This is a genomic window from Acinetobacter sp. UBA6720, assembly GCF_002454215.1.
Taxonomy (GTDB): domain Bacteria; phylum Pseudomonadota; class Gammaproteobacteria; order Pseudomonadales; family Moraxellaceae; genus Acinetobacter.
On record NZ_DKIK01000153.1, the window covers coordinates 1 to 3,002 of the forward strand.

The 3,002-nt window shown below is 45.3% G+C and carries 4 protein-coding genes and 1 pseudogene; 2 read left to right on the forward strand and 3 right to left on the reverse strand.

All coding sequences use genetic code 11. From position 1 onward, the window contains the following. Positions 1-135, reverse strand: a pseudogene (locus B4F08_RS13425) (magnesium and cobalt transport protein CorA); the annotation flags it as partial. A gap of 152 nt (positions 136-287) precedes the next feature. Here B4F08_RS13425 and B4F08_RS13430 point away from each other — a divergent pair. Both B4F08_RS13430 and B4F08_RS13435 read left to right on the forward strand, forming a co-directional pair. Then, a complete protein-coding gene (locus B4F08_RS13430) occupies positions 288-887 on the forward strand; it encodes a TIGR00730 family Rossman fold protein (RefSeq protein WP_087527366.1) in 600 nt (199 codons plus the stop codon). Continuing rightward, positions 884-1,288 carry an NUDIX hydrolase gene (locus B4F08_RS13435; protein ID WP_291374737.1) on the forward strand — a complete coding sequence of 135 codons (405 nt, stop codon included), beginning with the start codon at positions 884-886 and terminating at the stop codon, positions 1,286-1,288. The genes B4F08_RS13430 and B4F08_RS13435 overlap by 4 nt, the downstream gene beginning before the upstream one ends. On the opposite strand, the gene B4F08_RS13440 is transcribed toward B4F08_RS13435, so the two are convergent. Together B4F08_RS13440 and B4F08_RS13445 are read right to left on the reverse strand one after the other, a co-directional pair. Then, entirely contained in the window at positions 1,289-1,936 is a 648-nt protein-coding gene (locus B4F08_RS13440; protein ID WP_291374739.1) for a ComF family protein, read from the reverse strand. After that, a partial coding sequence (locus B4F08_RS13445; protein ID WP_291374740.1) for an ATP-dependent DNA helicase RecG occupies positions 1,923-3,002 on the reverse strand: 1,080 nt, incomplete at its 5' end. The genes B4F08_RS13445 and B4F08_RS13440, both read right to left, overlap by 14 nt.

The window sequence follows — 3,002 nt, forward strand, 5'->3', positions numbered from 1 at the left end:
TAAAATCCACTGTTGTTCTTCTTGTGAGGGAGCAATGAGGTCAAGCCAGACCAAATCGGGCTGAAGATCGAAATCGCCATTAATGGTGATGTCTTCTAAGCTACCGCGCTCTGTGGCGTAAAAGGCTTCAAGCATGCCGTCTTTCTCCTTTGCGCAGTAATGGTTGAGGTGGATGGGTGTATTTTAGACAAGGATTGCAATAAAAACACTGATCGAATGGTTAAATTGCTAAAAAATATCCATTCATTTTAGTGAAGTTGCATGACAATTAAATATCAGAGTAAAAAATGACAAATTCAATTGCGATCTTTTGTGGTTCCGCATTAGGTTCAGATCAAATTTTTTCAGAAACAGCTCGTCAGGTCGGACACACCATTGCAGAACAGGGCAAAACCTTGGTCTATGGTGGTGGTCGCTCAGGCTTAATGGGTATCGTGGCTGACAGTGCTTTAGAAGCGGGGGGTCAAGTGATTGGTGTGATTCCACACGTGCTGGTGGATCGTGAGTTGGCACATCAAGGCCTCACCGAGTTATATGTCGTCAAAGACATGCAAGAGCGTAAACTGAAAATGTCAGCCTTGTCGGATGGATTTATTGCAATGCCAGGCGGTGCTGGGACTTTAGAAGAAATCTTTGAACAATGGACATGGGCTCAACTCGGCATTCACCTCAAGCCAAATGCCTTTTTGAATGTAAATGGCTTTTATGATGATTTAATCAAGTTTCTAAAAATGACAACCAGCAAAGGTTTTACCCATACACGTTTTACCGACAGCCTGATTGTATCGGACTCAGTGAAAACAATTTTAAAGCAAATGGATCAATTCCAAGCGCCTGAACCGAAGTGGGGCATGGTTGATCCGGAGCTGTTGGATGTCAAAGCATGAAGGTGATTACGGTTGCTGCAGCCATTATTGTAAATGCACAACAGCAGCTTTTATTGGTGCGCAAGCAAAACACCACGTGTTTTATGCAAGTGGGCGGTAAGCTTGAGCCAAATGAAGCACCTGAGCAAACCATGCTGCGTGAGATTCAGGAAGAAATAGGCACAGATGCGGTTATTAAACAGTTTGTCGGTCGTTTTGAAACAGCCACAGCTAACGAGCCTGATTTTAAATTGGTCAGCTACGTTTACCATGTTCAGCTTCAGCAAGCGCCACAGATTGCGGCTGAAATTGCGGAAATGAAGTGGCTGAACTTGGATGATCAACAAACTGCACTTGCACCGTTAACCACAGAGGTGGTCATCCCTTGGGTGCGCGAACATTTGCTGATTGAAGTCGTTTAACTATTCCAGTGCGTAGGCAATACACGCGGCGCTGACTTTATGACAACCTAATTGTTCAAGTTGTAAAGTCAGGGCCTGAATCGAGCTGCCTGTGGTCACGACATCATCCAAAATCAAAACACGTCGGTAACGTTTTGCATATTGGCGTTGCTGTGGATCAATTTTAAATTGCTGCTGAATGTGATCTAAGCGTTCTAGTCGACTGAGTCCTTTTTGCGAATGTTGATGCAGCCGAATCACAGGTTGCCAAATGGGAACATTTAGTTGCTTGGCTAAGTCTTTGGCGAGGATCATTGATTGGTTATAGCCACGTTCCGCTAAACGTTGGCTCGAAATCGGCATTGGAACAATTGCTTGCACTTTAGGTAAGCGTATTTGCTGAAGAATGCCTGAAAGTAAAGGTTGCCAATGCAGTTGTTGTTCATATTTGAACTGCTGAATCAAATGATCTAAAGGATATTGATATTGTCCTGCGACATGAATACTCAGCGCTTGTTTTTCAATGGTTTGTGGATGCAGAGGAAGTTGTTGCCAGCAGTCCAGACAGACCGAATGCAGATCTGTGCGTACAATGCCACACAACTGACAAGGCTGTGTTTTGTGTAACAACTGTTTGGCGGTGTGCAGTAAATGGCTAAACATAGGCATAGCGTGGTGCTTCAGGCAGCCAGCGTTTCAGTAAGGCTTCGGCATTTCTAGGATAGTCTTTTAAAATCTGAGCTGCGACAAAGTGGGCTTGATTGAGCAAATGATCATCGCGTTCTAGTTTGGCTACACGAAAGCCCATATCCCCGGTTTGTTTGGTGCCGAGTAATTCACCTGGACCACGGATTTCCAAATCTTTTTCGGCAATTAAAAAGCCATCATTGGTTTCCCGCATGATGCGTAGGCGTTCTTGTCCATTTTGAGACAGCGGACTTTTATACAATAGTGCACAAAAACTGGCTTTGGCACCTCGACCAACACGGCCACGTAATTGGTGCAATTGAGACAGTCCTAAACGTTCCGCATTTTCAATCACCATGATCGAGGCATTTGGTACATCGACCCCCACTTCAATCACTGTCGTAGCAATCAACAGTTGTAATTGATTGGCTTTAAACTGTTGCATCACGGCTTGTTTTTCATCGGCTTTCATTTTGCCATGTACGAGGCCAATGTTGAGCTCGGGGAAGCGTTCTTTAATTTCTAAATAGGTCGCTTCAGCGGCTTGAGCATCTAAGGTTTCAGACTCTTCAACCAAGGTGCAGACCCAGTAAGCTTGTTTGCCTTCTAAGCAGTTACTGGCAATACGTTGCAGGACTTCTTCACGGCGGTCGAGTGGAATGGTCACGGTTTGAATCGGCGTTCGTCCGGGTGGAAGTTCATCAATCACGGACGTGTCTAAGTCTCCATAGGCGGACATGGCTAAAGTTCGTGGAATCGGCGTTGCGGTCATGACCAATTGATGTGGGGTCATATTCTGCGCACCTTTATTACGCAGGGCTAAGCGCTGATCGACCCCGAAGCGGTGCTGCTCATCAATAATCACTAATCCAAGTTTGGCAAAGCGGACATTGTCTTGAAACAAGGCATGCGTACCCACCACCAGATGCGCCGTGCCGTCAACAATGGCTTGTTCGGCTGTGGCACGGGCTTTGCCTTTTTGTTTACCTGAAAGCCAAGATACACTGAGTCCCAAAGGCTCAAACCATTTTTTAAAATTGAGATAATG

Bases quoted from the DNA above. Each gene is read 5' to 3' on its own strand.
- B4F08_RS13440 (WP_291374739.1), bottom strand. From the start codon at position 1,936: ATGCCTATGTTTAGCCATTTACTGCACACCGCCAAACAGTTGTTACAC.
- B4F08_RS13435 (WP_291374737.1), top strand. From the start codon at position 884: ATGAAGGTGATTACGGTTGCTGCAGCCATTATTGTAAATGCACAACAG.
- B4F08_RS13430 (WP_087527366.1), top strand. From the start codon at position 288: ATGACAAATTCAATTGCGATCTTTTGTGGTTCCGCATTAGGTTCAGAT.